Origin of the sequence: Polaribacter sp. (assembly GCF_039939415.1) — a bacterium.
Classification (GTDB): domain Bacteria; phylum Bacteroidota; class Bacteroidia; order Flavobacteriales; family Flavobacteriaceae; genus Polaribacter.
Map to the genome: position 1 here is coordinate 1 of NZ_JBDVJE010000081.1, position 25,501 is coordinate 25,501.

Genomic DNA, 25,501 nt, shown 5'->3' on the forward strand with positions numbered 1-25,501 from the left:
CCAATTTGTTTAATTGGTAGTTTAGATAGTGTTCTTATAATTTTTTGTTTTGTACTAAAATAATAAGTTAACCCAACAACTATAATAACGATTATAACAAAACTAACTGGTATTAAATAAGAACTGTAATCTGTTATTAAAATCATTTATCAATCTCTTTTAATTAATAAAAAAGTTTCGTTTTCTAAAGGTAAATAACCTTCATCATAGATATAAAAATAGGTGTTTCCTGTTTTTGTTTTATAGATAGATGTAAAAAACTGAAAGTCGAAACCTTTATCGTATAATTTGGTTCTTGTCACTTTTGTTTTTCCAGAGAAGTTTAATTCTGTTAGTATTTTATAATTTTTTCTAAGACGATTATTAATATTTCTGATTAGGTTTTTACAGTCTTTGTTTACACGGTTATTGTAAGCATTTCTGCAATAATCTGAACAGAATTTTTTATCTATTCTTCCTTTTACAATTTCATTACATTCTAAACATTTCCTGCTTTCCATAGCAATATTTTTTAGACTTTAATTTCTCCCCAATTTTCTCCAGATTTTATTCTATCTAATTGTGTGGTTGTAATACCAAATTGACTTGCAATAATTCTTAATCTGGTTCTTCTGTTAGGATCTAACAATTTCTTTTTTATAATTCTAACTTTTCCTTCTGTTAATTTTGCACCTGGTTTAATACCAAATTTTGCAATTCTTTTAGGGTTTGTTATTTGATGAGCCGTTAATTCTTTTTGGTTTACCCATTTTAAATTTTTGTAATAATTATCTTTTAAATCATGGTTGATGTGTATTACAAATTTTTGGTTTTCATCTTTTTTTAAAAACAGCGTTGCAACAACTCTATGTACATAAGCACTATTTCTTCTTTTACTCTCTTTTTTAGGATAAGTAAAAGTTTCGAAATTATTTATTTGCCCTATTTTAACAAGTTTGTATTCATTTTCTGAAATTTCTTTTTTTACTCTTCCGTAATTTGAGATGTAAATTTTTTCTTTTTCAACATTATAATTTTCTTTTTCAAATAGCTTCCATTGTTCATTTCTGTACGATTTCATATCTATTAAGTTTTCATTTTGGAAATATACAAAAAAACCGTTTACAAACGACTACAAGTAATTACAACCGAAAGTAATTACTTTATAACCGAATAAAATTTACTTTATATCGCAATTTTGCAGTGTCAAAACGAATTGACAAAATAATAATAATTTAAAACCTTATCTTATGAGTACGTTAAGAAACAAAGTACAATTAATTGGAAATTTAGGAAATAATCCAGAAATCATCACTTTAGATAGTGGTAAAAAATTAGTAAAATTTTCGATTGCAACTAATGACAGCTATAAAAACGCCCAGGGAGAAAAAGTAAAAGATACACAGTGGCATAATGTTGTTGCATGGAATAAAACCGCAGAAATTATAGATAGATATTTAGAAAAAGGAAATGAGGTTGCTATAGAAGGTAAACTAACCTCTAGAAGTTATGAAACCAAAGAAGGTGAAAAAAGATATATTACAGAAGTTGTTGTTAGTGAAATTTTGATGTTGGGAGGAAAATAATCCATTATTTCATTTAAAAAAGAGAAAGTTTACATAGCTACTTTCTCTTTTTTTACAGTAAAAACTTCAGTATTTATTAAAGAAGATTTGTAATTGTTTTCTGTTTTATTTAAGGCTGTTTTAAGTTGATTTTCTGTTCTAAAATAATTGTTTTTTAAGTAGTTTTAAATTATTTAAACAAAGTTGATAGCTTAACTTTTTAGAATCATATTCAATCTTAGAACCAATTTTTTGTTTCCAAAGATTTTCTTGTCTTATAAAATTTATAGAATCGTTATAAAACTTAATTTCTGCAGCAATAATTCCTTTTAAAACAACTGCTTTACCTTGGTAATTTTCTTTAACTAAATTTTTTCAAGAATACCAACAGCAGCAGCACAAACTTTCTGGTTAAATTGTAACTGTGGTATAAACAGATTCAGTTATATTTCTATATTTTGGAAATATTTTTTCTTGTTGTTTAGATCATGAAATTATGCATACATAGAATACTAATTTTTTTATATTTATTTTATTTTTTAAGCGCTAAACTAAGTTTTGCAACTAACATTAATTCAGATTTATTAATATCTGTAACAGATGCAGCAATTTTAGCAGAAGTTTGTATAATTAAGTTTTTTATATTTTGTGTAAACAAAGATGGGTGTTCGTTTTTAAAATCTATAAATTCGTTGTAACATGTTTTAGAGTCAGAAAAACCTTCGCAATTTAACCAATCAAACACCGTTTCAATTTGATAAGCAGCATCAGAATGAAAATCATCATCTACAGGATCAATTTTTGTCCATTTATTTTTTACAGTTTCTTTTAAAACATTAAACTCAACTTCTTCTACAACATTATCAGCAGCAGCAATTGCATAAAATAATTTACCCAAGTTTTCGTAAAAAGAAATAATTGTATTTTGTGAATGTTTCATAATAAATGATTTATGAATGTGAGTAAAGTTATATTATTAGAATTAATAAAATTATGACATTAATCATTTTTTAATCCTAGTGCTTCAACAAAAAGTGTTATTTTTAGTCACTTTTTTAACCCAATAATTTATAGCTATAATGCTAAATAAAGAGCAAGATATTTTTAACGTACTTTTTGAAGCCGTTTCAGAAGGTGTTGTTGTTGTTGATGATAAACAGAAAATTGTATCTGTAAATACCTCTGTAGAAAAAATGTTTGGCTATAACCATGGAGAGCTTTTAAACCAGTCACTTAGCGTATTAATTCCTCGTAATTATCATGCTGGTCATGGAGCCCATTTTAATGGTTTTATGAAACAGAAAGAGAAAAGACAGATGGGTAATGGAAGGGATTTATATGGAGCTAGAAAAAATGGCGATATTTTTCCTTTAGAAGCAGGTTTAAATCCATTTGAAATATATGGCAAAACATTTGTTATGGCCTTAGTTATAGATATTACTGTAAGAAAACAACAAGAACAAGAGATTTATAAGTTAAATGAAGAGCTAGAAAGAAAGGTTGAAGAAAGAACAAAAGAATTAAGAAAAACGGTTAACGAATTAAAAGTTGTAAACATTGAATTAGATGAAGAAAACCAAAAAAGAATCGAAGCCGAAAATAAAATTAAAGACGCTCTAAAAAAGGAAAAAGAGTTAAATGAACTTAAAACAAAATTTTTATCTTTAGTTTCTCATGAATTTAAAACTCCTTTAAGCGGAATTTTAACCTCTACAATGTTATTGGGTAAATATAAATTAACTGAGCAACAAGAAAAAAGAGATAAACATTTAGCAACGATAACAAGTAAAATACATTATTTAAATAATATTTTAAATGATTTTTTATCTATAGAAAAATTAGAGACAGGAAAAATACATTATAAATTTCATACCTTTAAAGTTACAAAGGTTGTAGATGAGGTAATTTACAACGCTAACATGCTTTTAAAAGTAGGTCAAAGAATTAATTATCCAGAAGATATAGGAGAATTATCATTAACTCAAGACGAAAAAATAATTGAGTTAGCTTTATCTAATCTTGTAAATAATGCAATAAAATATTCTCCAGAAAACTCTCAAATTAATATAGAAGTAAAACAAGACAAAAATTTTACTACATTTAAAATAAAAGATAATGGAATTGGAATTCCAGAAGCTGATCAAAAAAATATTTTTAATCGTTATTTTAGAGCAGAAAATGCACTATTAACCCAAGGCACAGGTATTGGTTTAAATATTATTAAAACCCATATAGAAAGTTTAGGAGGTAATATAACTTTTAAAAGTGAAGAAAATGTTGGTTCTACTTTTAAAATGAAAATTATTAATAAAGCAAAATGAAAAAAATATTATTAATTGAAGACGATGCAGTATTAAGAGAAAATACTACAGAACTTTTAGAATTATCTAATTACCAAGTTGTAAATGCAGCAAATGGGGTTATTGGTGTAAAAGTAGCTAAAGAAATTTTGCCAGATATTATTGTTTGCGATATTATGATGCCAAAATTAGATGGTTATGGTGTGTTAGAAGCTTTAACAAATAACGAACTAACAAAACATATACCTTTTATTTTTTTATCTGCAAAAACAGAAAGAAAAGATGTTAGAAAAGGGATGGATTTAGGTGCAGACGATTATATAACAAAACCATTTTCTGAAGACGAATTAATAAGTGCAATAGAAAGTAGAATAGCAAAAGCTGCAATACTTAAAGATAGAAGAGAAGAAAAAATAGTTGTAGAAGAAGAAAATGAAGAAATGAGAAGTCTTAATGATTTAAAAAATTATTTTGATGACAATGGAGAAACTTTTCATTTTGCTAAAGACGCTATTATTTACCAAGAAGGTAATAACTCTAATTATATTTATTTAATAATTAAAGGTCTTATAAAATGCCATAAATTAGATGAGCAAGGAAAACATCTTACTACTGCTTTATATAAAGAAGACGATTTATTTGGATATACTTCTTTTACTCAAAATTTAGCTTATCAAGAATCTGCTACTGCAATACAAAAAACAGAACTAGTGGGTCTTTCTAAGAAAGCGTTAACAGATGTTTTAAATAAAAATCATAAAGTTACATTAGAATTAATAGAATTGTTAACAGGAGATTTAGCCCTAGTAAAAGATCAACTTTTACAAATGGCTTATAGTTCTGTTAGTAAAAAAACGGCAAATACTATATTAAAGTTTGCAGAAAAATTAAACAGAAAACCAGAAGAACAGATAAGAATCTCTAGAAATGATTTAGCAAGTGTAGCTGGTATTGCAACAGAAACTTTAATTAGAACCATGTCTAACTTTAAAAAACAAGGTATTATTGAGATTGAAGGAAGAACAATAAGAATTATAGATATAAATAAACTACAAGAAATATGTTGATAATGAGTTGGTTATATGTAAGTATGACCAATATCATTTTTTAAGATGAAACGTAACAATAAATTTGGCTTTTTTACAAAGGTGAATTTTTAATGAAAACTATTTTATTACCAACAGATTTTTCAGACAATTCTTGGAATGCCATTGAGTATGCATTAGATTTTTATAAAGATTATACGTGTAGTTTTTATCTTTTACATGTTAATAGGTTAAATACATTTGTAAAAGAAGATTACCTATATACAAATGAGCATACAATTGTTGCAGATAATAAAATAGAGCAAGCCAAAACTCAATTAAAGCTAATTCTAAATAGAATAGCAAAAAAATTTCCTAACAGTAGAAAACATAAATTTTATACGTTAACAGAAAACAACTTTTTTTTAGAATCTATAAGACAACACGTAGAAGAAAAAAAAGTAGATGTTATTGTTATGGGAACAAAAGGTGCTAGCGGATTAAGTAAGTATATTATAGGAAGCAATACAGGAGATGTTATTACAAAAGTAAAATGTACAACTTTAGTAGTACCAGAAAATGCAAAATTTAAAGAAATAAATGAAGTTGCTTTTCCAACAGATTTTTCTTTATCTAGAGGTTTACAAATGCTACAGCCATTAGCAGAAATTTTAGATAGAAATAGCGCTTCATTAAGGGTATTAAATATTTGTAAAAAAACGTCTTCATTAAATACTCAACAGAAAACAAATAAAGAATTATTAGAAGATTATCTTTATCATTATAAGTATAGTTTGCATTTTTTAACCAATAAAAAAGTAGAAGATGCTGTACAATGTTTTGTAAAAACTAGAAACATAAATTTAATTACAATGGTAGCAAAAAACCTAAATTATTTTCAACAAATATTATTTCATAATAAAGTTGAACAAATTAGCTATCATACAGATATTCCTTTTTTAGTACTGCACGAATAAAAAAGAACCTTTTAGTTTAATCTGATATTTATCATTTAATTATTTAAGTTTAAGTAGTAACTTCAAAAAAGTTATATGAAACCTACTTACAATGAAAAAGCTACTTTTTTTATTATCGTTTGTTTTTCTATTTAATTGCAGTACAACAGAGCTTGTAGATCAATGGAAAAACCCAAAAACAGACTCTCTTTCTGTTTCTAAAGTATTAATTGTTGGTATGTCTTCTAATCTAGAAGCAAGAAAACAATTCGAAAATAAAATGAAAGAAGAATATGTTTCTAGAGGTATAGAAGCTGTTATGAGTTTAGAAATCTTTGAACCAACATTTACTACAGAACAAAAATCTATAGTAGAATTAAGAAATGTAGAAAAAATATTGGCAACTAATTATTTTGATGCCATTTTATTTACCAAAATAAAAGGAATAGAAAATAAAATAGTTTACACAAAAACCTTTAAAGACAAAGATTATTTAAATGTTAAGTTTAGAGATGATTACTATTTTCATCAAGAAATTTTTTACAACTCAGATTACTACAAAAAATTTAATATTTACAATGCAGAAACTTCTTTATATTGTATTTGCCCAATTAAAGAAAGAGAATTAATATGGAAAGGGTCTATAAATATTATTGATCCATCTTCAATACAAGAAACTGTAGAAGACTATGTAAATTTGTTAGTATTTGCTCTAGAAGAAGAAAACTTACTTCACAAAAAACTAGTAAAAAAATAACTGGTATAATAACCCTAGGAGACAAAGTTAGAAATTTTGTAAAATCTAGAAAAAATAATTAGACATTCAAATTATCAGAAACAGACAAAGTAGTTGTTTTAGCGCCAAATACTTGGGCAGCTTTAAAAGGCAAAAAAGCACTTTCTACAGTTTTAGGTAACAGATACCAAATTAGAATGAATCAACCCAAGATCATGATAAAATTCTAGACAGTAAAAAGTTAAATGCTAGAAGAGAAGATAGAGATGTTAACAATGCTTTTTCATTAGCAGATAAAGTGATATCGAAAACGTACCATTCACTTTTTTTGCCTTATAATTGTATGGGACCAATAAGGTTTTAACTCACTTGTTGTCCGTTTTTAACTTCTTTTGTTGGTTCTATAAAAGCTAATTTACCATCAGGTGTATCAGTCATTAAAATCATTCCTTGGCTTTCTACACCTCTAATTTTTCTTGGGGCTAAGTTTACCAAAACAGAAACTTGCTGACCAATAATATCTTCTGGAGAAAAGCTTTCTGCAATACCAGAAACAATGGTTCTTGTATCTATACCAACATCAACTTTTAATTTTAAAAGTTTTTTAGTTTTAGCAACTTTTTCTGCTTCTAAAATAGTTCCTATTCTAATGTCTAGTTTTGTGAAGTCATCAAACTCTATGGTTTCTTTTTGAGGTTCTAGAACTTTGTTTTCTTGCTCGTTTGCAATTTTTGTAGCTGCTAACTTTTCTAATTGAAATTCAATTGTTTTGTCTTCTATTTTAGAAAATAATAATTCAGCTTTATTAATTTGATGATTTTCAGGAATTAAAATATCTTTTTCAGTTACATTTTCCCAAGTTAGAGTCTCATCAAGATTTAAAATTCCTTTTAATTTGGTTGATGTAAAAGGTAAGAAGGGTTCAGAAACAATTGCTAATGCTGCAGAAATTTGCAAGGCAACATACATAATTGTTTGTACACGTTCTGCATCAATTTTTATAACTTTCCAAGGTTCTTCATCTGCTAAATACTTATTACCAAGTCTTGCTAAATTCATTAATTCTTGGCTAGCTTCTCTAAATCTATATCTTTCTATAGATTTACCAATAATATTAGGGAACTCTTTTACAGCAGCTAAAACATCTTCATCTACATCTGTAAAATCATTTGGAGTAGGAATAATGCCTTGGTAATATTTGTTAGTTAAAACAACAACTCTATTAATAAAGTTACCAAAAATGGCAACCAATTCACTATTGTTTTTTGTCTGAAAATCTTTCCAAGTAAAATCGTTGTCTTTACTTTCTGGCGCGTTTGCAGTTAATGTATAACGTAAAACATCTTGCTGATCTGGAAATTCTTCTAAATATTCATGCAACCAAACTGCCCAATTTTTAGAAGTCGATAATTTATTTCCTTCTAAATTTAAAAACTCATTTGCAGGTACATTATCAGGTAAAATATAATCGCCATGTGCTTTTAACATCGCAGGAAAAATAATACAGTGAAAAACAATATTGTCTTTTCCTATAAAATGAACCATTTTGGTGTCCTCTTTTTTCCAATAATCTTCCCAGTTTTTTCCTTCTCTTGCTGCCCATTCTTTGGTTGATGAAATATATCCAATAGGTGCATCAAACCAAACATATAAAACTTTTCCTTCTGCATCTTTTAAAGGAACAGGAATTCCCCAATCTAAATCTCTAGTTACAGCTCTTGGTCTTAAACCATCATCTACCCAACTTTTTACTTGTCCGTAAACATTTGGTTTCCAGTCTTTTTTATGACCTTCTAAAATCCATTCGCGTAAAAAAGCTTCATGTTTATCTAAAGGTAAAAACCAGTGTTTTGTTTCTTTTATAGTTGGTACATTTCCTGTAATTGCAGATTTTGGGTTGATTAAATCTGTTGCGTTATGAGAAGTTCCACAGTTTTCACATTGATCTCCGTAACTTTCTTCAAAGCCACATTTAGGGCAAGTTCCTACAACAAAACGGTCTGCTAAAAACTGATTTGCTTCTTCATCATACAATTGCGCAGAAACTTCTTCTACAAACTCACCATCATTGTACATTTTTGTAAAGAATTCTGATGCAGTTTTATGATGAATTTCTGCTGAAGTTCTTGAGTAATTATCAAAAGATATTCCAAAATCTTGAAAAGACTTTTTAATAATTCCATGATATTTATCGATAATTACTTGAGGAGAAACTCCTTCTTTTTTTGCTCTCATTGGTATGGCAGCACCATGTTCATCAGAACCAGAAATGTAAGCAACATCATTACCTGTTAAACGTAAATAACGCGCATAAATATCTGCCGGAACGTAAACGCCTGCTAAATGACCAATATGAATTGGACCATTTGTATAAGGTAAAGCTGCTGTAATTGTATATCTTTTTGGAGCACTCATGAGTTTCTCGTATTTTTTTGGACTGATTTTTGAAGTGCAAAAGTACGAAAAAGGGAGTTTTAAAAACCATTGAATTTTGATACATTTACAAAAACATGTTTTATGAGTACTAAGAAAATTTTTGGTTTACTGTTTTTATCATTATTAATGATGAACTGTAAAGCTATTGGGCAAACTAAAGTAGATTCAATTCAAGTAAAAACTTCTAAATTGATTACACCTCCATATTTAAAAACTGGAGATTCCATTGTAATTCTTGCGCCTGCAGGAATTTTAAAACACAGACAAGAAACAATGCTTAAAGCTAAAGAATTAGCAGAAAGTTGGGGTTTAAAAGTAAAATTAGGAAAACATATTTTTAATAAAAACAGTCATTTTGCAGGTACTGATGATGAAAGAACAGCAGATTTTCAAGAAGCTTTAGACAATGCAAATATTAAAGCAATTTGGTCTGGACGTGGAGGTTATGGTTCTGTAAGAGTTTTAGATAAGTTAGATTATACTACGTTTTTAAAAAATCCAAAATGGGTGATTGGCTATTCAGATATTACTGCTTTCCATAGCCATATTCATAATTTAGGTGTAGAAACCATGCATGCAATGATGGGTACAAGTGTAGATGATAAGCCAGAAGAAACTATAGAAACGTTAGATAGCTTTCAAAAAGCAATTTTTGGAAAGCAATTAAAATATAATATTCCTTCTTCTAAATACAATAGAAAAGGAAAAGTAGAAGGACAAATTGTAGGAGGAAACCTTGCTTTGTTAGCTTCTATGTTGGGTTCTAAAAGTCAGACAAACACCAAAGGAAAAATTATTTTTATTGAAGAAATTGGCGAATATAAATATGCCATTGATAGAATGTTACAGAGTTTAAAAAGAGCAGGTTATTTTAATAATTGTGCAGGAGTCATTATTGGTGATATTTCTAAAATCAAAAAGAATTCTACCAATTGGGGATATACTATTGAAGAGCTGGTTTTAGATGTTGTAAAAGAGTATGATTTTCCTGTTTTGTTTGATTTTCCTGCAGGACATAATGCAGATAATAGAGCATTAATTTTTGGGAGAAAAGTAAAACTGAAAATTGGAAAAAAGGAAAGTTCTGTAGTTTTTACAGAATAACTTACAACTCTAAATTATAATAAAAAGCCAAAGAAATCCAACTAGTTTTTACTTCGTTTTCTAATCTACTATAAGGTAAATAACCATTGTAATATTCTAAACGTAAACTATTGTTGTTTTTAAATGCATAACCAACACCGCCATTAAAATTGAAATTATAATCGTTATTTTCTAAAAGACGAACATCATATCCAATAAAAAGTCTATTTAAAAAATCGTTTTTAGTTTCGAAGTTTTTAAAAACTCCACCTGTTTGAAAAGCTAATTTTTTACGATTACTATCTGTTCTTACGATGTAAGAAATACCTGCATACAAACCTATTTTGGTTTTATTATAAGCATATAAGACTTCTAAAGTTTCATAGTTTGCAGGGTCTTCTGCCCAATAATCTGGATTTGTAGCTCTAGAAATATCATTTTTTAAAAGATAATCATCACCTAAATGAGAAGATCTGTGAAATAGATTTACACGTAAAAACTGATTGTTATTTAATACAAAATCGTTGTGTAAATAGATAAAGTAATCCGTATTAAAAAGCGAATGTGTAACTCCATTAAAACGATTAGAAGTTTCTTTTTTAAACACAAACTGATTGTCTATATGTCCGCTAATGGCTAATTGATAATTATTTTTTGTATAAATTTTCTTAAAAACATTCGCTTTTAAATTTACCAAAACTTTATATGAATTAAATTGAAAACCACTTGTGCTTTCCGCTGTTAAAGGACTTGCTTTAAAAGCACTACTATTGTTTGTTGGGCTAAATAATAAAAAAGGAAAACTTCTTTTACCTTGACTCAAAAAAGGTTCGAAATCAGTAGAATTATTTTGTCCAAAACTGATTAAAAATGAGAAAAATAGTACTAAAAAAAGTAACTGATTTTTGAAAAAATTCATTTCTTTAATTTTGAATAAAAGTAATTAATAATTTGTAATTTGATGCAATGGCAGATCATAATGAATTAGGAAAATTAGGTGAAGAATTAGCAATCGATTTTTTAATTGATAAAGGTTATAAAATTCTTGAAAAAAACTATCGTTATTTAAAAGCTGAGGTTGATATTATTGCCCAAAAAGGAGGTGTTTTAGCAGTTGTTGAGGTTAAAACAAGAAGTACAGACTTTTTTGGTAATCCACAAGATTTTGTAAATCCTAAGAAAATAAAACTTTTAATATCGGCTATTGATCATTATGTAGTAGAAAAAGACTTAGATGTAGAAGTTCGTTTTGATATCATTGCTATTATTCATCAAAAGAAGATAAAAATAGAACATTTAAAAGATGCTTTTTTATATTTCTAAGATGTCTTAATTTTACACTGAACATCGTAATTAATATCTTATTTATAGTTTTAGAATAGAACGAAAGTTTACTTTAGTTTTATGAAAGTAAAAAACTTTTGGCTTGGTATTTTTTTAGGGATTTTAGGTATTGTTCTTTTTTCTTCTAAAGCAGTTATGGTAAAAATTGCATACAAGTATAATGTAGATGCAATTACCATGTTGTTATTAAGAATGCTATTTTCTTTTCCTTTTTATGTGGTTATTGCATATTTATATCGAAATAAAAAACAAGAGATTAAAATTACCAAAAAAGATTATACTTGGGTGGTTGTTTTTGGTTTGGTTGGTTACTATTTAGCTAGTTATTTCGATTTTGTTGGTTTATCTTATATAAAAGCAAGTTTAGAACGTATAATTTTATTTGTGTATCCAACAATTGTAATTCTTTTAAATAAATTATTTTTTAAACAACCTATTACTAAAATTCAAGCTATTGCTATCTTTTTATCTTATTTAGGAATTGTAATTGCTTTTTCTGATGAGGTAGATATTTCTGGAAACAATGTTTATTTAGGAGGTTTTTTTATACTCTTAAGTGCTGTTACTTATGCTTCTTATTTAGTTGGTAGTGGTTGGTTAATTCCAAAATTTGGAGTAGTTAAATTTACAGCTTATGCAATGTTAGTTTCTTGCTTTTGTGTGTTTGTACACTTTAGTATTATTGGTAAAGCAGATTTATTTAATTTACCTTGGCAAGTTTATGGTTTAGGTTTTTTAATTGCAATTTTTGCTACTGTAATACCGTCTTTTTTAGTGAGTGCTTCTATAAAAATTATAAATTCTTCTAATTTTGCAATTGTAGCTGGTATCGGACCAATATCTACCATAGTTTTAGCATCTTTCTTTTTAGAAGAACACTTAACTCTATTACAGTTTTTTGGAGCTTTATTGGTTATTATTGGTATTGTAATTACTTCTTTAAAAAAAGCAAAAGAAAAATAATTTAAAGCTTATTAATAAACTCTTTTACATTATTTAAATGATCTGGTTTTGCTATAATTTTTTTATTTGAATCTAATATAAAATAAGCAGGTGTAGACATTATGTTGTAAGTTCTTGCAGTTTTATTTTCCCATTTATTTAAACCCAAAACATGGTGCCAATTTGGTAATGTTTTCTTGTAATTTTTCCATGAGAAATCATTTTTTTCAAGAGAAAAAGCAATCACTTTTACCTTTTTATTGTCTTTTAAATATTTATGAATTTGAGGTATTTCTCGAATACAGTGAGAGCAACCTGTACTCCAAAAAATCAGCAAATAATTTTCTGCATCATTTAATTTAGAAAGCGATAAATTTTTACCATTCTCTTGCCAAGAAAAATCGGGTGCAATTCTACCTACTTCAGCAGCAAAAAGTTGCTGTTTTTCATCTCTAAATTTCTTATTTTGTAAACTTTCAGGTAATTTATTATAATGATTTTCGAACAAATAATCAATTAAATCTAAGTTCATTGTTGTTTCAAACTGACTAATCAAAAATTCTATTATATCTTTCTTAAAAGGGGCATTTTTAATTTTAGAGAGCACTTTAATTATAGACTCTTTGTATAATTTTTGTTGAGTATCTTTATCTTCAGAATAATTAATGTAAAAAACGTAATCTGTAATTCTATCAACTAAAAAAGAAGAATTTAAAAGCGTTTTGTTATTAAAATCCATTCTATCAAAAAAAGTATAAACCATATTAGACATGTACTTTTGCGGTGAGTTTATAATTTCTGAAGGACTATTTCTAAAAGATGCTTCTACAAATGGTTTAACATACATATTTTCTGCAGCGCTTAAGTACTTTTTTTGAATAGAATTTACATTAGAAAAGGCTGCCTTATAAGGAGCTTTTAAATCTAAACCTGGGTTTTGTAGTGCAGCAACTTGTATAGAGTCTAAGCTTTGTTGCGCTGTAGCAATATCATCTAAATATTTTTTATAAAATATGTTTTCTTTAGAGGTTGTAAAAGTTACAGATTGTTCTGGATAATCTGGATGAAAACCAAAACTAACATCTTCTTTATTAAAAATAAAATCTACAAAACCAGCGCCTTCTAATTTGTAAGTTGCTCTGTAAGAACCAACTTTTGAATCTTTTGGTAATGTAAAAGTAAAAATTCCTAAAGCTTGTTTTTTGCCTTGAATCTCAACAGAATCTACTCTAATTTTTGTATTCTGAACAAATTTTTGCCTTGCTCCTTCAACTTTATATAAAATAATCCAATCACTTTCTATTGTAGGAGACATGGTTCCGTTAATAGTATATTGTGCATGTGCAAATGAAGATATTAAGAATATTAAAACGAGTATTTTTTTCATTTTTTAAAATAGATTTTTGTTCTTCTAACATATTTTCAAGAAGTGTACCAAAAATACTATTTCTGTTGTAAATAAAGTATATTGTAACAAAAAATCAAAGAAATGAGTTTTAAGCATAAAGTTGTTTGGATTACAGGTGCTTCTTCAGGTATAGGCAAAGCTTTAGCAATAGAGCTTTCTAAACAGGAAGCTAGGTTAATTTTATCATCAAGAAAAAAAGAAAGTTTAGAATTGGTAAAAGCTGCTTGTAAAAACCCATCTCAAGTAAAAATTATTACATTAGATTTAGAAGATTTTACAAGTTTACAACCAAAGGTTGATAAAGCTATTGCTTGTTTTGGTAAAGTAGATATTTTGGTAAATAATGGAGGTATTAGTCAGCGTTCTTTGGTTAAAGACACTCAAATTTCTGTTGATAAACGCATTATGGATATTAATTATTTAGGAACTGTAGCATTAACAAAAGCAATTTTACCACATTTTATTCATAATAAAAACGGACAGTTTGTGGTTACCACAAGTATTGTTGGTAAAATTGGTACACCTTTACGTTCTTCTTATGCAGCAAGTAAACATGCTTTGCATGGTTTTTTTGATAGTTTAAGAGCAGAACATTTTAAAGATAATATTACTGTAACTATAGTTTGCCCAGGTTTTGTAAATACAAATGTTTCTAAAAATGCATTAACAGGTAATGGAACTCCACAAGAAAAAATGGATACTGCTACAAAAAACGGAATTGATCCAGATTATTTTGCAAAATTAATGGTTAAAGTAATTAACAAGCAAAAGCAAGAAGTTAATATTGCTGGCGCAAAAGAAAAGTTGGGAGTTTTAACAAAACGATTTTTTCCTAAATTACTCTCTAAAATGATTAGAAAATTAAGTGTTACTTAATTTTAAATATAAAACAATGTTTCAAAATAAGTAACAATAGCTTCTTTCATTAAAACAGTTTGCTCTCCTGGTTTTAAGTTTGGTAATTCTGTAAGTGTATTATAATGTGGCCAACCATCATCATCAAAAAAACTGAATTCATAGTAGCCATAAGGTTCTAATAACTTGCAAATAGCAATATGCATAAGGTTCATTTTTTCGTCTTTTTTAAAATCTCTATGACCTTGCCCTAATTCTTGAACACCCACTAAATAGATTACCCCATCAATATTTAATTCATCTCCATCAGCAAATTGATTGGTTAATTTGCTAATTAGTAAATTCCATTTTTCTTTTAAGGTAATTATTTTTGGCATGTTACTTGTTTATAAAGTAGCAAAGATACAATTGACATTTTTAAATTGACAAAAAAATATGTAGGTTTGACAAAATTATTTTAATGAATATTTTTGATATTATTATAGCAGCATTATTGTTGTTTGGTTTTGTAAAAGGAGTTATGAAAGGCTTGTTTGTAGAGGTTGCTTCTTTAGTAGCTTTAGTGGGTGGGGTGTATGGAGCAATTCATTTTTCATATTTTGTTTCCGATTTTCTAAAAGAATATGTATCTTGGAAACCAGAATATATTTCGTTAGCATCTTTTGCAGTTACTTTTGTTATAATAATTGTAGTAATTGCTCTCCTTGGAAAGGTGTTAACAAAAATTGCTGATTTTGCAGCTTTAGGAATTTTAAATAAAATTTTAGGAGGTGTATTTGGAGCTTTAAAAATAGGATTAATTTTAAGTGTTGTTTTTATTTTTTTTAGTAAGATGAATGATACAATACCTTTTGTAGAAAAGGAAACCTTAGAAAAATCTGTTTTATATAGTCCTGTAAAAAAGATAGCTCCTACAATTTTTCCCTCTATTATTAAAGAAGAAAAACAGGAAAAAACCTTGTTAGATAATATTAAAATTTAAGTTGCAATATTTAAATTGCAAGTATAAAAAACATAAGATGAAAAAAATTTACAAACTATTAATGTTAATTAGCATAACAATGTTAATGTCTTTCACTTCTTCTAATAAAGATTGTGGAATTTTAAAAGGGAATGTTTTTACTTACAAAAACTCTAAGAAAAATGTTGTTGTAGTTTTTAGTGAAAATAAATATATAGAATACCATAATGATCAAGAACATTTTATAAAATCTGATATAGAATGGGTAAATGATTGTGAGTATTATTTAACAATAAAGGAATCTACATTGCCAAATTTTCCATTTAAGATGGGCACTAAAATGCATATTAAGGTAAATAGAGTAAGAGGAAAAAAAGTGTATTATAAAGCCACTTTAGGTGGTAAATCTTGGGAAGGAAGATTAACCAAAACCAAAAGAGAAAAATTTAATTTATAATAAAAAACCCAAGATTAAAATAAGTCTTGGGTTTTTTGTTGTAGTTAATGAATCTTATTATAGTAATTCTACTTTTCCGCTACTGATGTGGTATACACCACCAACTATTTTTATTTCTTCATTATCTTCCATTTCTTTAAGAATAGCACTCTTTTCTCTAATTCTTTTTATAGTTAAACTAACATTGTTTTCAATTGTTTTATTTACAAATTCGCTGTTGGTAGAATTATGTTTTCCTTTTATTTGACTTTCAGAAAGCTTAACAGCTGGTTGAATGTTATCTAATAAAGAAGTTATGTTTCCTAATTCTACATGGTCACAAGCAGCTTTAATAGCTCCACAACTTTCATGTCCAAGAACTAGTACCAGTTTACTTCCTGCAACTTTACAAGAGTATTCCATACTACCTAAGATATCTGTATTCTCGAAATTACCAGCAACTCTTGCTACAAAAATGTCTCCAATTGTTTGGTCAAAAATTAATTCTACAGGAACTCTAGAGTCTATACAAGAAAGAACAATTGCTTTAGGGTGTTGCCCTTCTGTAGTTTGAGAGATTAATGCTTTATGATCTATTGTGTGTACTTCATCTCTTATAAAACGTGCATTACCTTCAATAAAATCTTGTAATACTTTTAAAGGTGTTAATTTATCTTGAACTTCTTTAGATATTGCTTTATTTCTGTGTGGCATTTTAACGTGTTTTTTAAGGTTAATTTTTATCTTTTACGTTTTGTTTTACCCAATTTACACATGCATTAAATGTATTATATATATGTTCTTCTGGGATAAAATCTGGAATGATATCTATTCTTTCCATCATATATCTTGGTTGATCTAAAAGATCAACAAATAAAACTTCTATATTTTTTTTTCTTAAGTCTAGTAACATATCTTCCATAGCGTATAACCCAGATTGATCCATGTATTGCATTCTGCCTAAACGTAAAATAACAGTTTTAGCAGTTTCTGGAATTTGAAGATATAATGCCTGAAAATCACTTGTAGAACCAAAAAATAAAGGTCCTTTAATGTGCTTAATAAATACTTCTTCTTTTAAATTTTCTGGAAACCCAGTTTCATCATCCCAAGCTTCTTCTTTTAATGTTTTTACATCAGAACGTTCTGCTGTTAAGTCTCCAATTTTTTTCATAAACATTAATGATGCAATTACCATTCCTATACCTACAGCATATACTAAATTCCAAAAAGTAGAAAGAAATAAAACAATTAACATAATTAATACTTCTGAACTTAATTTAAAGGATCCAAATTGTATGTCTTTTGGTAAACTTGGTATTGCTTTTAAACCTTTATAATCCATTACACCAATACCAACAGTAATTAATATACCAGCCAAAACTGCAGCAGGAATTTTAGAAGCTACTGGACCTAAACCCAACATAATAATTAATAACATGATACCAGCAATCATACCAGAAAGCTTTGTTTTACCACCAGCATTTATATTTACTACAGTTCTAATAGTAGCACCTGCTCCAGGAATTCCTCCAAATAAAGCAGCAATACTATTTCCAATTCCTTGCCCAATTAATTCTTTATTAGGTTTGTGTTTTGTTTTAGTCATATTATCTGCAACTACACTTGTTAAAAGAGAGTCAATTGCTCCTAAAAGTGCTAAGGTTAATGCAGAAAATATGTATGGTGTAATACTACTTAAAGAAAAACTTGTAAATACTTCCCATTTAATTGAAGGTATAACACCAGGAATTTCTTGTATTGTTCTATAATCTAAATTAAAAATAACTGCAATACCAGATACTACAATTAATGCTACTAAAGTACTTGGTACTTTGGTTGTAATTTTTTTAAAACCGTAAATAATAATTATAGTTCCAAGAGCTAATAAAAGCTCTAACCAATTAATATTTTGTAAAGCTCTAGGAAAAGATTTTATTGCTCCTAATGCACCAGAAGCTTCTTTTGCAGCAAGTGTTTGTGCTTCTTTATTAATAGCTGTAGGAGTAATTAGTTCTGCTCTTGAAATAGTTTCTTTAAAGTTTTCTAAAACCAGAATTCCTTCTCCTGCTGCTTCTTTTAATATATTTTCTAGAATAACTTCTTCTGCATGGGCTTTAAATTGAGTTACAAATTCTACATCTTCTTTTGGGTAATATCCTAAAGAAGGTAAAACTTGGGTTAATAGTATAATAACACCAATTGCCGTCATAAAACCAGATACTACAGGATAAGGAATATATCTAATATATTTTCCAAGCCCCATAATTCCAAGTCCAATTTGAAACAAACCAGCTAATAAAAATACAATTAAAATAGAGGGCAATGCTTTAGCAACATCACCATCATTTGCAGCTATTATACCAGCAATTACAACCATACTTACAGCTGTCATAGGTGCTGTTGGTCCAGAAATTTGTGTACTCGTTCCTCCAAAAAGAGCAGCAAAGAAACTAATAAAAATAGCTCCATAAAGTCCAGCTGCTGGTCCTAAACCAGAAGAAACTCCAAAGGCTAAAGCAAGTGGTAAGGCAACTATACCAGCAGTTATTCCTCCAAAGGCATCACCTTTTATGTTTGAGAATAATTTTTTCATAAATTTTTAAAAGTCTTAAGTGATAATTGTACAATTTAACACTAATTATTTAAAAAGCCAATCCTTTTAAAGATTGGCTTTTTAATTTTTTAAAAAAAAAGATAACTTAATAAAAAGTAACAGAACCATCTTTAATATTATACATCGCTCCAACTATTTTTATTACTCCTTCATCTTCCATTTCTTTTAAAACAGGGCTTTCATTTCTAATATTATCAATTGTCATATGAACATTTTTATCTGAAACTTTATTTACAAAATCTATATTACTAGAATTTCTTAAATTAGATTCTGATGGTTCAGTAACTGCTTCTACTGCGGGTTTTATTTTATTAATTAAAGCGGTTAAATTACCAAGTTTAGCATCATCACAAGCACCTTTTATAGCACCACAAGCTGTATGACCTAAAACTACAATTACTTTTGTACCAGCTAATTTACAAGCAAACTCCATGCTTCCTAAAATATCTTCATTTACAAAGTTACCTGCAATTCTTACACTAAAAATATCACCTAATCCTTGGTCAAAAACTAATTCTGCAGACACTCTTGAGTCTATACAACTTAAGATAGTTGCAAATGGGAATTGACCATCACTTGTGTCGTTAACTTGTTCTAAAAGATTTCTATTCGCTTTTAGATTATTTTGAAATCTTACATTTCCTTCTTGTAAAAAATCTAACGCTTTTTGAGGCGTCATTGTAGCTTGAGTTTCTTTAGTATGTGCTTTCATAATATTTTGTTTATGCTGTTAAAATAAGTGAGCAATTAATGTTATTAATTACATTTTTTATATTTTGTTTTTTTGATGTTGAATTGTGATTTTCTCTATTTACAAAAAGTAAATTGATATCACTTTTTGATAAATAATTGGAAATATTTTTAATTACATTATCTCCTTTTTCAAAAATGTATTCAACTATTTTGCTGTCTTTTAAAATTGTTTCTTCTTTTAAATTATTAGAATTATCAGAAATTTTAAAAGATGTTAGCGGCTTTTGAGATGAGTTTAAAATATTCTCTGAAACAGTATTTTTTGATTTTGTATAATTAAAAACACCTAAAGAAAGATCTTTATTAGGTTCTAAAGGATTATTTTCATCAGAAATTACAATAGTTCCTTTATGTTTTTTAAGAATAAACGGTGTAATATTATCACCTATAAAGTTTAAGACTTTTGTTTTTCTTTTGCCTAATACAATAATATCTGGCTTATTTTTATCTATAAATTGATCTATTTCGTTTTTTAAATTTCCGATGGCAAAATTGTGATTTATGACAACATTGTAATTATTAGAAATAGGATTTATTATAGTTTTAATTTTTTTATCAATTGATAAATACTCTTTATTTATAGTTCTCATTGCAGATAACTGACTCTCTTTTTCTACTACTTCTGTAGGTTTTTTTACGTAGAAAAAGTCAATATTTCCATCTACTATTTTAGCTAAACTTACGCTGCTTTTTATAGTGTTGCTTGTAGTTTCATTTAAATCTGAAAGAACAAGAATTTTCTGTTTTTTTAATTTCTTCATGGTTTTAACTTAAACTTAAATCAGATTTAGGTCTTTCATTAAAGAAGTGAATAAAACTAGCAGGGTTTTCTACAATACCACGCTTAGAGACTAATTTGATATCAATGTTTCGTTCTTTTGCTTTAAATAAAAAGTCTTCAAGAATTTCAATAATATCGTTATCTAAATACCTTGTTTTAATTAAATCAATTTCTAAATAAGTGTCTATAGGTAAGCTATCTAATTCTTTTAAAATGGCTCCTTTATTAAAGAAAGTTACTTCTTCTGCAAGTGTCATTTTAATTTTATGTTTTCCATTACTTTTATCTTCAATATGAAGAAAATGTGAATTTTGGTAACTCTTTAAAAGTATTACAATAATACCCACACCAAGTCCTAAACCAATACCAACTAACAAATCAGTAAAAACAATACCAACTACGGTTACAGTAAAGGGAACAAATTGTTTCCATCCTAGTTTATACATTTGTTTAAAAAGTGCAGGTTTTGCTAATTTATACCCAACAATTAATAAAATGGCAGCTAAAACTGAAAGTGGAATTTTATTTAATAAATTAGGAATTAAAATTACTGAAATCAATAAAAATAAACCATGAATTATAGCAGACATTTTTGTTCTTCCTCCAGATTGAATATTTGCAGAACTTCTTACAATTACTTGTGTAATTGGTAACCCTCCTACTAATCCAGAAAGAATATTACCTGTACCTTGTGCTAATAACTCTCTATTTGTTGGTGTTACGTTTTTATGAGGATCTAATTTATCTGTAGCTTCTACACATAATAAAGTTTCTAAACTTGCCACTAAAGCAATTGTAAATGCTATAACCCAAACTTCTGAATTTGTTATTGCACTAAAGTTAGGAAAGCTAAACTGCCCTAAAAAAGAATCTAAATTATCTGGTACAGGAACACTTACTAAATGTGAAGTACTAATACCAAATTTTGATTCTGAACCTGTTATTATAAAATAGATAATACCACAAACAACTGCTACAAGCGGCCCTTGAATTAAGTTAAAAATTTTCCCTTTTTTAGATAAAACATTACTCCAAAGTATTAAGATCCCTAAGCCAATAAAACCAATTATTGTAGAACCTAAACTTATGTTATTTAGCGATTTAAAAATTTCTGAAAAAGTATTTTCTCCATCTACTTGAAAAAAAGCAAAATCTCCTTCTGGGTCTGCATCATATCCAAAAAAATGAGGTATTTGTTTTAATATAATTATAATTCCAATACCTGTTAACATACCTTTAATAACAGAAGAAGGAAAATAATATCCAATAACACCTGCTTTTAAAAAACCAAATATTAATTGAATTACACCTCCTAAAACAACTGCAACTAAAAAGTTTTCATAACCACCTAATGTACCAATTGCTGTTAAAACTATTGCAGCTAAACCTGCTGCTGGTCCACTAACTCCAATTTTAGAGCCACTTAAAGAACCTACTATTGTACCACCAATAATTCCTGAAATTAAACCAGAAAAAAGAGGCGCACCACTTGCTAAAGCAATACCTAAACATAGAGGTAATGCTACGAAAAACACTACTATACTTGCAGGTAAATCGTTTTTAATATATTTAAACATATATAAAAGTTTTTATCTCTAATTTTTTAGAGATGTTTGTAATTTAAAAAATGAATGATTTTGTCTTAATTAATGATATTTTATGACAAAAATTTGGGTGGAGGTGTAGTAATATTTGGATATTGTGAAGTGTAGTTTTTAGATAAAAAACGTACATTTTTTCTTTTTTGAATTCCATTTAACACAAAAGCGCTAGAATTTTCTGTTGGATGAATTTTAATTTCTAAATCGTTAGCAGATTCTTTTCCTTCTTTACCTTTGCTGTCTTCTTCTTCATTAATCTCAATTAGATATGCAATGTCTTGATTATTATCAATAAAACTAATTACTGTAGGAGTAATTAATAATACAGAAAATAATAAAGTAAAAAAAAATGCAATTCTAACTCTCAATGAATAATTTTTATTAATTCTTGCGAAAATAAGAAAGCTTTTTAAAATAGTTGTTAAATTAAAATTAAAAATTGTTTAACAGTTTTATTTCATTGGCAATTATCCAACCTAATTTACCATCAGCAATTTTAATTTTTTTCCAATTATCTACTGCATCTAACACAATAACTTTAGTACCTTCATGTAGAGTAAAAACTTCTTCAGAGTTTAGTGTTGGGGCATTTCTAACCTCAGTTTCTTCTGCAAAAACAATTGCTTCTATATTATTTTTAGAATAATTGTATTGATTATAAGTAATAAATAATGAAGTAATTAAAATGAAAAAACTAATGATACTAGTTACAAAGTAGAAACGTTTTTTAGATGGAACTTCTGCAAAATAGAAAAACAAAAAAAGTAAACTACCTAAAAAAGCAAAGGTTATAACTACAATTGCCCATTGATTGTAAGATAGTTTTTGCAAATAGTTTGTATTAAATTTTTGTAAAACAGTTTGTGGTAATTCTTCAATATTATCTAATGCTAAACGTTTTGCAAAAACCAGATTGTTTTTTACATCATCATTTAACGGATTTAATTTTAAAGCTTTTTCGTAATAATAGATAGAAGGTCCTACTTTATTAAGTTTGTAGTATGAGTTTGCTAAATTATAGTATAATTCTGAAGATACTAAGTCTTGAGATTCTACCTTTTTATAATTTACTATAGCTTCTTTAAATTTACCTTCTTTGTAAAAGTTATTTGCAGATACAAATAAGCTATCTACATTTTGTGCAGTAACTAAGTTGGTAACTATCAATAATAAAAATAAGATTTTTTTCATTTTTTGAGTAAATAATTTTACTTAATCCCTTTTTAAGGGTCATTTTTATAATTGTTTGTCTAATTGAACAATAACTTGTTTTGCTCTTTCAAATTCTGCTTCCATTTCTGTTGTTGTAATTAGAGAATAACGAGCCATATCAGAATGTTTTAGAACTTCAATAAATTGATGAATTGTTGTTGTTTCTACTTTTTTATTTTCTAAAATTTCAGTAATTTTTTCTTTACTAATATCTGCAGTTTCAATGCCCAATTTTGCTTTTAAGTAATTATGTAAAGCACGTTCTAAAGCTTCATAAAAAGCTTCTTTTTCACCTAGTTGTTTTTGAGCTTCTGAAAGATATTTTTTAGCTAATTTATTTGCCTTTCTTAATTTGTTACCAACAATATCATTATTTCTTTCTTGGTTCTTTTTTGCTACAAAAACACCAATTGGAATTGCAATTAATGGCAATAATAATAGGGTATAAAATAAATTAGACTTAAAGAAATCATAAGTGTTTATAGCTTTAAAAGAACTTTGAGTTTGTATATATCTAAAGTTTTTACCTGTAGAAATGACTGTTTGTTTTAGAATCGAATTATTATCTACAATAGGTTTTAGTTCTTTACCTTCTAACACATCAACGTAAAAATCATCTGTTGTAATTGTATGATATTTTTTTTCTGACGGATTAAAATATGAAAATGAAACATTTGGTATTTTGTACTTCCCTTTATATTGTGGAACTACTGTATATAAGTCTGATACAGAACCAGAAATACCACTTGCTCTAACACGAACACTTTCTTTTCTTTCTGGTTGATATTTTTCTAACTCTACAGGAGTTGTAACTTCTGGCAATTCAAATAATTTAAGATTTCCTTTACCAGAAACAGCAACTTTTATTTGAGAACTTTCATTTGCTTTTAATACCTCTTTGCTAAGAGAAACATCAAATTTAAAATCACCAACTGCACCATTAAAGTTTGCAGGTTTTCCTTCTAAAGGAAGACTTCTAGGACTTATAATTTTCTTTGCTGAAGCAAATTCTTTTTTTACATTTCTAGTAATTACATTTCCAAAAAAATCTGACCTTCCTGTAGGAACTCCAATTACAACTTCCATTTTCATGGGGTCAATCGTTAGTTTTCCTGTTTTAGTTGGCACCAGTAAAGCTTTCTGCATGACAACATATTTATAATCTTCGCCATTGTACTTTCCCATTTTTACTGGAGATTGTCCATTAATTTTTATATCTTGATGCCAAAACCCATTATATTTTGGCGCTTCAGAAACTCCATAATCGTAAACATTCACATTCCCACTTACATATAGTCTGTATTCAACATAAATTCCTTCACCCACATAAGGCTTAGATTTAGAAACTTCTGCAACCAAATGAATATTTTGTTGTGCAACATAATTCGGATCATTAGGGTTTTTTGGAATTTCTACAGCATCTAAAACTATAATTTTTATGGGTTTAGATTTTATCGATTTTCCTCCAATTTTAATACTTGCGGCACCAATGGTTAATTCTCCTTTCTTTTTGGGTTGAATGATATAAGTATACGCTTGAGAAAAACTTACTTTACCATTTATCCAAGATTGACTTACAGATTGACTTGGACCACCAACTACTTTAAAATTTGTGAAATTAGGAGGAGAAAAGTCGTCTCCACCTTGTTTGTTAATAGAAAATTCAATTCTTAAACGTTGGTTTACACCCAACTTATTTTTACTCACTTTTGCCACTAAACTAGCTTCTTGAGCATATCCTGCCAAAGTAAATAACGTTATTAAAAAAAGGATACGAAATTTTAAAATCATTTTATCTATTAAAAATATGTAATTCGTTTAATTGTTGAATCGTTTAACTGTTAAACAAATAAACGATTAAACTTTTATACAACAATTACCAATCTTTTTCTTGTTTTACTTTTTTACCTTTTGCCTTTTTAGCATTCATTTTCTTTTGGGTCTTTTTCTCTTCATTATTTAAACTTTCTAACAATTGTTTAATTTGTTGAGGAGTCATTTTACCTTGCTGAGGTTTAGGTTTTTGTTTTTCTTTATTATTCTCTTTATTTGGGTCTTTCTTTTTATTCTTGTCTTTGTCTCCATCACCATCTTTCTTCTTGTCGTCTTTTCCTTTGTTATCTTCCCCTTTGTTCTTATCCTTCTTTTTGTCTTTGTTCTTATCGTCTTTATTCTTGTTATTTTTATTATCCTTCTTTTTGTCGTCTTTTCCTTTGTTATCTTGCTTTTCTTTTTCTAATAATTTTTGAGCGACAGCTAAATTATAACGAGTTTCATCATCATTAGGATTATTTCTTAACGAGTTTTTATAAGCATCTACTGCTGGTTGATATTGTTTTTGCTCCATCATTGCATTACCAATATTATGATAAGCTTCTGCTTTTGTAAATTTATCTTTTGCAGTTTCTGCGGTTAATTCGTATTGCGGAATTGCCTCTTTATAGTTTTTGTTTTGATATAAAGCATTTCCTAAGTTATAAGAAGCTTTATCGTATTTTGTATTCTTTCCTA

The 25,501-nt window shown here is 27.6% G+C and carries 27 protein-coding genes; 11 read left to right on the top strand and 16 right to left on the bottom strand.

The window, feature by feature from the left end; all coding sequences use genetic code 11:
- Positions 1 to 149: 149 nt before the first annotated feature.
- Both ABJG40_RS13740 and ABJG40_RS13745 read right to left on the bottom strand, forming a co-directional pair.
- On the bottom strand, positions 150 to 500 hold the full coding sequence (locus ABJG40_RS13740) for a hypothetical protein (protein ID WP_348025163.1): 351 nt from the start codon (positions 498 to 500) through the stop codon (positions 150 to 152).
- Between the two features lie 11 nt (positions 501 to 511).
- Positions 512 to 1,060: an HNH endonuclease gene (locus ABJG40_RS13745; RefSeq protein WP_348025164.1), complete on the bottom strand. Its 549-nt coding sequence runs from the start codon at positions 1,058 to 1,060 to the stop codon at positions 512 to 514.
- Positions 1,061 to 1,229: 169 nt separating this feature from the next.
- Between ABJG40_RS13745 and ssb the strand changes: the two genes are divergently transcribed.
- Positions 1,230 to 1,565 carry a single-stranded DNA-binding protein gene (ssb, locus tag ABJG40_RS13750; protein WP_348025165.1) on the top strand — a complete coding sequence of 112 codons (336 nt, stop codon included), beginning with the start codon at positions 1,230 to 1,232 and terminating at the stop codon, positions 1,563 to 1,565.
- 511 nt (positions 1,566 to 2,076) lie between these two features.
- Here ssb and ABJG40_RS13755 read toward each other — a convergent pair.
- Positions 2,077 to 2,484 carry a hypothetical protein gene (locus ABJG40_RS13755; protein ID WP_348025166.1) on the bottom strand — a complete coding sequence of 136 codons (408 nt, stop codon included), beginning with the start codon at positions 2,482 to 2,484 and terminating at the stop codon, positions 2,077 to 2,079.
- Between the two features lie 139 nt (positions 2,485 to 2,623).
- Here ABJG40_RS13755 and ABJG40_RS13760 point away from each other — a divergent pair, with 139 nt between their 5' ends.
- The 4 genes from ABJG40_RS13760 to ABJG40_RS13775 all read left to right on the top strand — a co-directional run bounded on the left by ABJG40_RS13760 (position 2,624) and on the right by ABJG40_RS13775 (position 6,582).
- The gene (locus ABJG40_RS13760) at positions 2,624 to 3,865 is read left to right on the top strand and encodes a PAS domain-containing sensor histidine kinase (protein WP_348025167.1); all 1,242 of its coding nucleotides are present in this window, start codon (positions 2,624 to 2,626) and stop codon (positions 3,863 to 3,865) included.
- Complete coding sequence (locus ABJG40_RS13765) at positions 3,862 to 4,911, top strand: response regulator (protein WP_348025168.1); 1,050 nt, start codon at positions 3,862 to 3,864, stop codon at positions 4,909 to 4,911. The genes ABJG40_RS13760 and ABJG40_RS13765 overlap by 4 nt, the downstream gene beginning before the upstream one ends.
- 92 nt (positions 4,912 to 5,003) lie before the next feature.
- A complete protein-coding gene (locus ABJG40_RS13770) occupies positions 5,004 to 5,846 on the top strand; it encodes a universal stress protein (protein WP_348025169.1) in 843 nt (280 codons plus the stop codon).
- A 91-nt stretch (positions 5,847 to 5,937) separates the two neighbouring features.
- Positions 5,938 to 6,582 carry a hypothetical protein gene (locus tag ABJG40_RS13775; protein WP_348025170.1) on the top strand — a complete coding sequence of 215 codons (645 nt, stop codon included), beginning with the start codon at positions 5,938 to 5,940 and terminating at the stop codon, positions 6,580 to 6,582.
- Between the two features lie 339 nt (positions 6,583 to 6,921).
- Here the strand turns inward: ABJG40_RS13775 and metG are convergent, their stop codons facing one another.
- Positions 6,922 to 8,976 carry a methionine--tRNA ligase gene (gene metG / locus ABJG40_RS13780; RefSeq protein WP_348025171.1) on the bottom strand — a complete coding sequence of 685 codons (2,055 nt, stop codon included), beginning with the start codon at positions 8,974 to 8,976 and terminating at the stop codon, positions 6,922 to 6,924.
- Between the two features lie 102 nt (positions 8,977 to 9,078).
- Between metG and ABJG40_RS13785 the strand changes: the two genes are divergently transcribed.
- The gene (locus ABJG40_RS13785; protein ID WP_348025172.1) at positions 9,079 to 10,101 is read left to right on the top strand and encodes an LD-carboxypeptidase; all 1,023 of its coding nucleotides are present in this window, start codon (positions 9,079 to 9,081) and stop codon (positions 10,099 to 10,101) included.
- Position 10,102: 1 nt separating this feature from the next.
- On the opposite strand, the gene ABJG40_RS13790 is transcribed toward ABJG40_RS13785, so the two are convergent.
- Positions 10,103 to 10,999 (bottom strand): DUF1207 domain-containing protein, encoded by an 897-nt coding sequence (locus ABJG40_RS13790; protein ID WP_348025173.1) that lies wholly within the window; start codon positions 10,997 to 10,999, stop codon positions 10,103 to 10,105.
- Between the two features lie 47 nt (positions 11,000 to 11,046).
- Here ABJG40_RS13790 and ABJG40_RS13795 point away from each other — a divergent pair, with 47 nt between their 5' ends.
- Positions 11,047 to 11,403, top strand: coding sequence for a YraN family protein (locus ABJG40_RS13795; protein ID WP_348025174.1), 357 nt, complete (start codon positions 11,047 to 11,049; stop codon positions 11,401 to 11,403).
- Positions 11,404 to 11,484: 81 nt separating this feature from the next.
- Positions 11,485 to 12,387 (top strand): DMT family transporter, encoded by a 903-nt coding sequence (locus ABJG40_RS13800; RefSeq protein WP_348025175.1) that lies wholly within the window; start codon positions 11,485 to 11,487, stop codon positions 12,385 to 12,387.
- Between the two features lies 1 nt (position 12,388).
- Here ABJG40_RS13800 and ABJG40_RS13805 read toward each other — a convergent pair whose 3' ends face one another.
- Positions 12,389 to 13,753, bottom strand: coding sequence for a TlpA disulfide reductase family protein (locus ABJG40_RS13805; RefSeq protein ID WP_348025176.1), 1,365 nt, complete (start codon positions 13,751 to 13,753; stop codon positions 12,389 to 12,391).
- Positions 13,754 to 13,855: 102 nt separating this feature from the next.
- Here ABJG40_RS13805 and ABJG40_RS13810 point away from each other — a divergent pair, with 102 nt between their 5' ends.
- Entirely contained in the window at positions 13,856 to 14,650 is a 795-nt protein-coding gene (locus ABJG40_RS13810) for an SDR family oxidoreductase (protein ID WP_348025177.1), read from the top strand.
- Between the two features lie 2 nt (positions 14,651 to 14,652).
- Here ABJG40_RS13810 and ABJG40_RS13815 read toward each other — a convergent pair whose 3' ends face one another.
- Positions 14,653 to 15,006, bottom strand: coding sequence for a hypothetical protein (locus tag ABJG40_RS13815; RefSeq protein WP_348025178.1), 354 nt, complete (start codon positions 15,004 to 15,006; stop codon positions 14,653 to 14,655).
- 83 nt (positions 15,007 to 15,089) lie between these two features.
- Between ABJG40_RS13815 and ABJG40_RS13820 the strand changes: the two genes are divergently transcribed.
- Positions 15,090 to 15,611: a CvpA family protein gene (locus ABJG40_RS13820; protein ID WP_348025179.1), complete on the top strand. Its 522-nt coding sequence runs from the start codon at positions 15,090 to 15,092 to the stop codon at positions 15,609 to 15,611.
- 37 nt (positions 15,612 to 15,648) lie between these two features.
- Positions 15,649 to 16,047 carry a hypothetical protein gene (locus ABJG40_RS13825; RefSeq protein ID WP_348025180.1) on the top strand — a complete coding sequence of 133 codons (399 nt, stop codon included), beginning with the start codon at positions 15,649 to 15,651 and terminating at the stop codon, positions 16,045 to 16,047.
- Between the two features lie 57 nt (positions 16,048 to 16,104).
- Here the strand turns inward: ABJG40_RS13825 and ABJG40_RS13830 are convergent, their stop codons facing one another.
- The 9 genes from ABJG40_RS13830 to ABJG40_RS13870 form a co-directional block, all read right to left on the bottom strand.
- On the bottom strand, positions 16,105 to 16,740 hold the full coding sequence (locus tag ABJG40_RS13830) for a carbonic anhydrase family protein (protein WP_348025181.1): 636 nt from the start codon (positions 16,738 to 16,740) through the stop codon (positions 16,105 to 16,107).
- A gap of 19 nt (positions 16,741 to 16,759) precedes the next feature.
- Positions 16,760 to 18,622: a SulP family inorganic anion transporter gene (locus ABJG40_RS13835; RefSeq protein ID WP_348025182.1), complete on the bottom strand. Its 1,863-nt coding sequence runs from the start codon at positions 18,620 to 18,622 to the stop codon at positions 16,760 to 16,762.
- A gap of 106 nt (positions 18,623 to 18,728) precedes the next feature.
- Positions 18,729 to 19,355 carry a carbonic anhydrase family protein gene (locus ABJG40_RS13840; RefSeq protein WP_348025183.1) on the bottom strand — a complete coding sequence of 209 codons (627 nt, stop codon included), beginning with the start codon at positions 19,353 to 19,355 and terminating at the stop codon, positions 18,729 to 18,731.
- A gap of 10 nt (positions 19,356 to 19,365) precedes the next feature.
- Positions 19,366 to 20,157: a universal stress protein gene (locus tag ABJG40_RS13845; RefSeq protein WP_348025184.1), complete on the bottom strand. Its 792-nt coding sequence runs from the start codon at positions 20,155 to 20,157 to the stop codon at positions 19,366 to 19,368.
- A gap of 4 nt (positions 20,158 to 20,161) precedes the next feature.
- Positions 20,162 to 21,754, bottom strand: coding sequence for a SulP family inorganic anion transporter (locus ABJG40_RS13850; protein WP_348025185.1), 1,593 nt, complete (start codon positions 21,752 to 21,754; stop codon positions 20,162 to 20,164).
- An 80-nt stretch (positions 21,755 to 21,834) separates the two neighbouring features.
- On the bottom strand, positions 21,835 to 22,146 hold the full coding sequence (locus ABJG40_RS13855; protein ID WP_348025186.1) for a hypothetical protein: 312 nt from the start codon (positions 22,144 to 22,146) through the stop codon (positions 21,835 to 21,837).
- A 64-nt stretch (positions 22,147 to 22,210) separates the two neighbouring features.
- A complete protein-coding gene (locus ABJG40_RS13860; protein ID WP_348025187.1) occupies positions 22,211 to 22,969 on the bottom strand; it encodes a tetratricopeptide repeat protein in 759 nt (252 codons plus the stop codon).
- A 45-nt stretch (positions 22,970 to 23,014) separates the two neighbouring features.
- A complete protein-coding gene (locus ABJG40_RS13865; protein WP_348025188.1) occupies positions 23,015 to 24,781 on the bottom strand; it encodes a BatD family protein in 1,767 nt (588 codons plus the stop codon).
- A gap of 85 nt (positions 24,782 to 24,866) precedes the next feature.
- Positions 24,867 to 25,501: tetratricopeptide repeat protein (locus ABJG40_RS13870; RefSeq protein WP_348025189.1), on the bottom strand; the 635-nt coding region annotated here is incomplete at its 5' end.

What these genes read in the sequence shown, in the direction of transcription:
- ABJG40_RS13840 (WP_348025183.1), bottom strand. Translation starts at nt 19,355, where the DNA reads ATGAAAGCACATACTAAAGAAACTCAAGCTACAATGACGCCTCAAAAA.
- ABJG40_RS13740 (WP_348025163.1), bottom strand. Translation starts at nt 500, where the DNA reads ATGGAAAGCAGGAAATGTTTAGAATGTAATGAAATTGTAAAAGGAAGA.
- ABJG40_RS13805 (WP_348025176.1), bottom strand. Translation starts at nt 13,753, where the DNA reads ATGAAAAAAATACTCGTTTTAATATTCTTAATATCTTCATTTGCACAT.
- ABJG40_RS13810 (WP_348025177.1), top strand. Translation starts at nt 13,856, where the DNA reads ATGAGTTTTAAGCATAAAGTTGTTTGGATTACAGGTGCTTCTTCAGGT.
- ABJG40_RS13835 (WP_348025182.1), bottom strand. Translation starts at nt 18,622, where the DNA reads ATGAAAAAATTATTCTCAAACATAAAAGGTGATGCCTTTGGAGGAATA.
- ABJG40_RS13770 (WP_348025169.1), top strand. Translation starts at nt 5,004, where the DNA reads ATGAAAACTATTTTATTACCAACAGATTTTTCAGACAATTCTTGGAAT.
- ABJG40_RS13845 (WP_348025184.1), bottom strand. Translation starts at nt 20,157, where the DNA reads ATGAAGAAATTAAAAAAACAGAAAATTCTTGTTCTTTCAGATTTAAAT.
- ABJG40_RS13785 (WP_348025172.1), top strand. Translation starts at nt 9,079, where the DNA reads ATGAGTACTAAGAAAATTTTTGGTTTACTGTTTTTATCATTATTAATG.
- ABJG40_RS13820 (WP_348025179.1), top strand. Translation starts at nt 15,090, where the DNA reads ATGAATATTTTTGATATTATTATAGCAGCATTATTGTTGTTTGGTTTT.
- ssb (WP_348025165.1), top strand. Translation starts at nt 1,230, where the DNA reads ATGAGTACGTTAAGAAACAAAGTACAATTAATTGGAAATTTAGGAAAT.
- ABJG40_RS13745 (WP_348025164.1), bottom strand. Translation starts at nt 1,060, where the DNA reads ATGAAATCGTACAGAAATGAACAATGGAAGCTATTTGAAAAAGAAAAT.
- ABJG40_RS13815 (WP_348025178.1), bottom strand. Translation starts at nt 15,006, where the DNA reads ATGCCAAAAATAATTACCTTAAAAGAAAAATGGAATTTACTAATTAGC.
- ABJG40_RS13765 (WP_348025168.1), top strand. Translation starts at nt 3,862, where the DNA reads ATGAAAAAAATATTATTAATTGAAGACGATGCAGTATTAAGAGAAAAT.
- ABJG40_RS13760 (WP_348025167.1), top strand. Translation starts at nt 2,624, where the DNA reads ATGCTAAATAAAGAGCAAGATATTTTTAACGTACTTTTTGAAGCCGTT.
- ABJG40_RS13795 (WP_348025174.1), top strand. Translation starts at nt 11,047, where the DNA reads ATGGCAGATCATAATGAATTAGGAAAATTAGGTGAAGAATTAGCAATC.
- ABJG40_RS13865 (WP_348025188.1), bottom strand. Translation starts at nt 24,781, where the DNA reads ATGATTTTAAAATTTCGTATCCTTTTTTTAATAACGTTATTTACTTTG.
- ABJG40_RS13755 (WP_348025166.1), bottom strand. Translation starts at nt 2,484, where the DNA reads ATGAAACATTCACAAAATACAATTATTTCTTTTTACGAAAACTTGGGT.
- ABJG40_RS13860 (WP_348025187.1), bottom strand. Translation starts at nt 22,969, where the DNA reads ATGAAAAAAATCTTATTTTTATTATTGATAGTTACCAACTTAGTTACT.
- ABJG40_RS13825 (WP_348025180.1), top strand. Translation starts at nt 15,649, where the DNA reads ATGAAAAAAATTTACAAACTATTAATGTTAATTAGCATAACAATGTTA.
- ABJG40_RS13830 (WP_348025181.1), bottom strand. Translation starts at nt 16,740, where the DNA reads ATGCCACACAGAAATAAAGCAATATCTAAAGAAGTTCAAGATAAATTA.
- ABJG40_RS13790 (WP_348025173.1), bottom strand. Translation starts at nt 10,999, where the DNA reads ATGAATTTTTTCAAAAATCAGTTACTTTTTTTAGTACTATTTTTCTCA.
- metG (WP_348025171.1), bottom strand. Translation starts at nt 8,976, where the DNA reads ATGAGTGCTCCAAAAAGATATACAATTACAGCAGCTTTACCTTATACA.
- ABJG40_RS13775 (WP_348025170.1), top strand. Translation starts at nt 5,938, where the DNA reads ATGAAAAAGCTACTTTTTTTATTATCGTTTGTTTTTCTATTTAATTGC.
- ABJG40_RS13850 (WP_348025185.1), bottom strand. Translation starts at nt 21,754, where the DNA reads ATGTTTAAATATATTAAAAACGATTTACCTGCAAGTATAGTAGTGTTT.
- ABJG40_RS13800 (WP_348025175.1), top strand. Translation starts at nt 11,485, where the DNA reads ATGAAAGTAAAAAACTTTTGGCTTGGTATTTTTTTAGGGATTTTAGGT.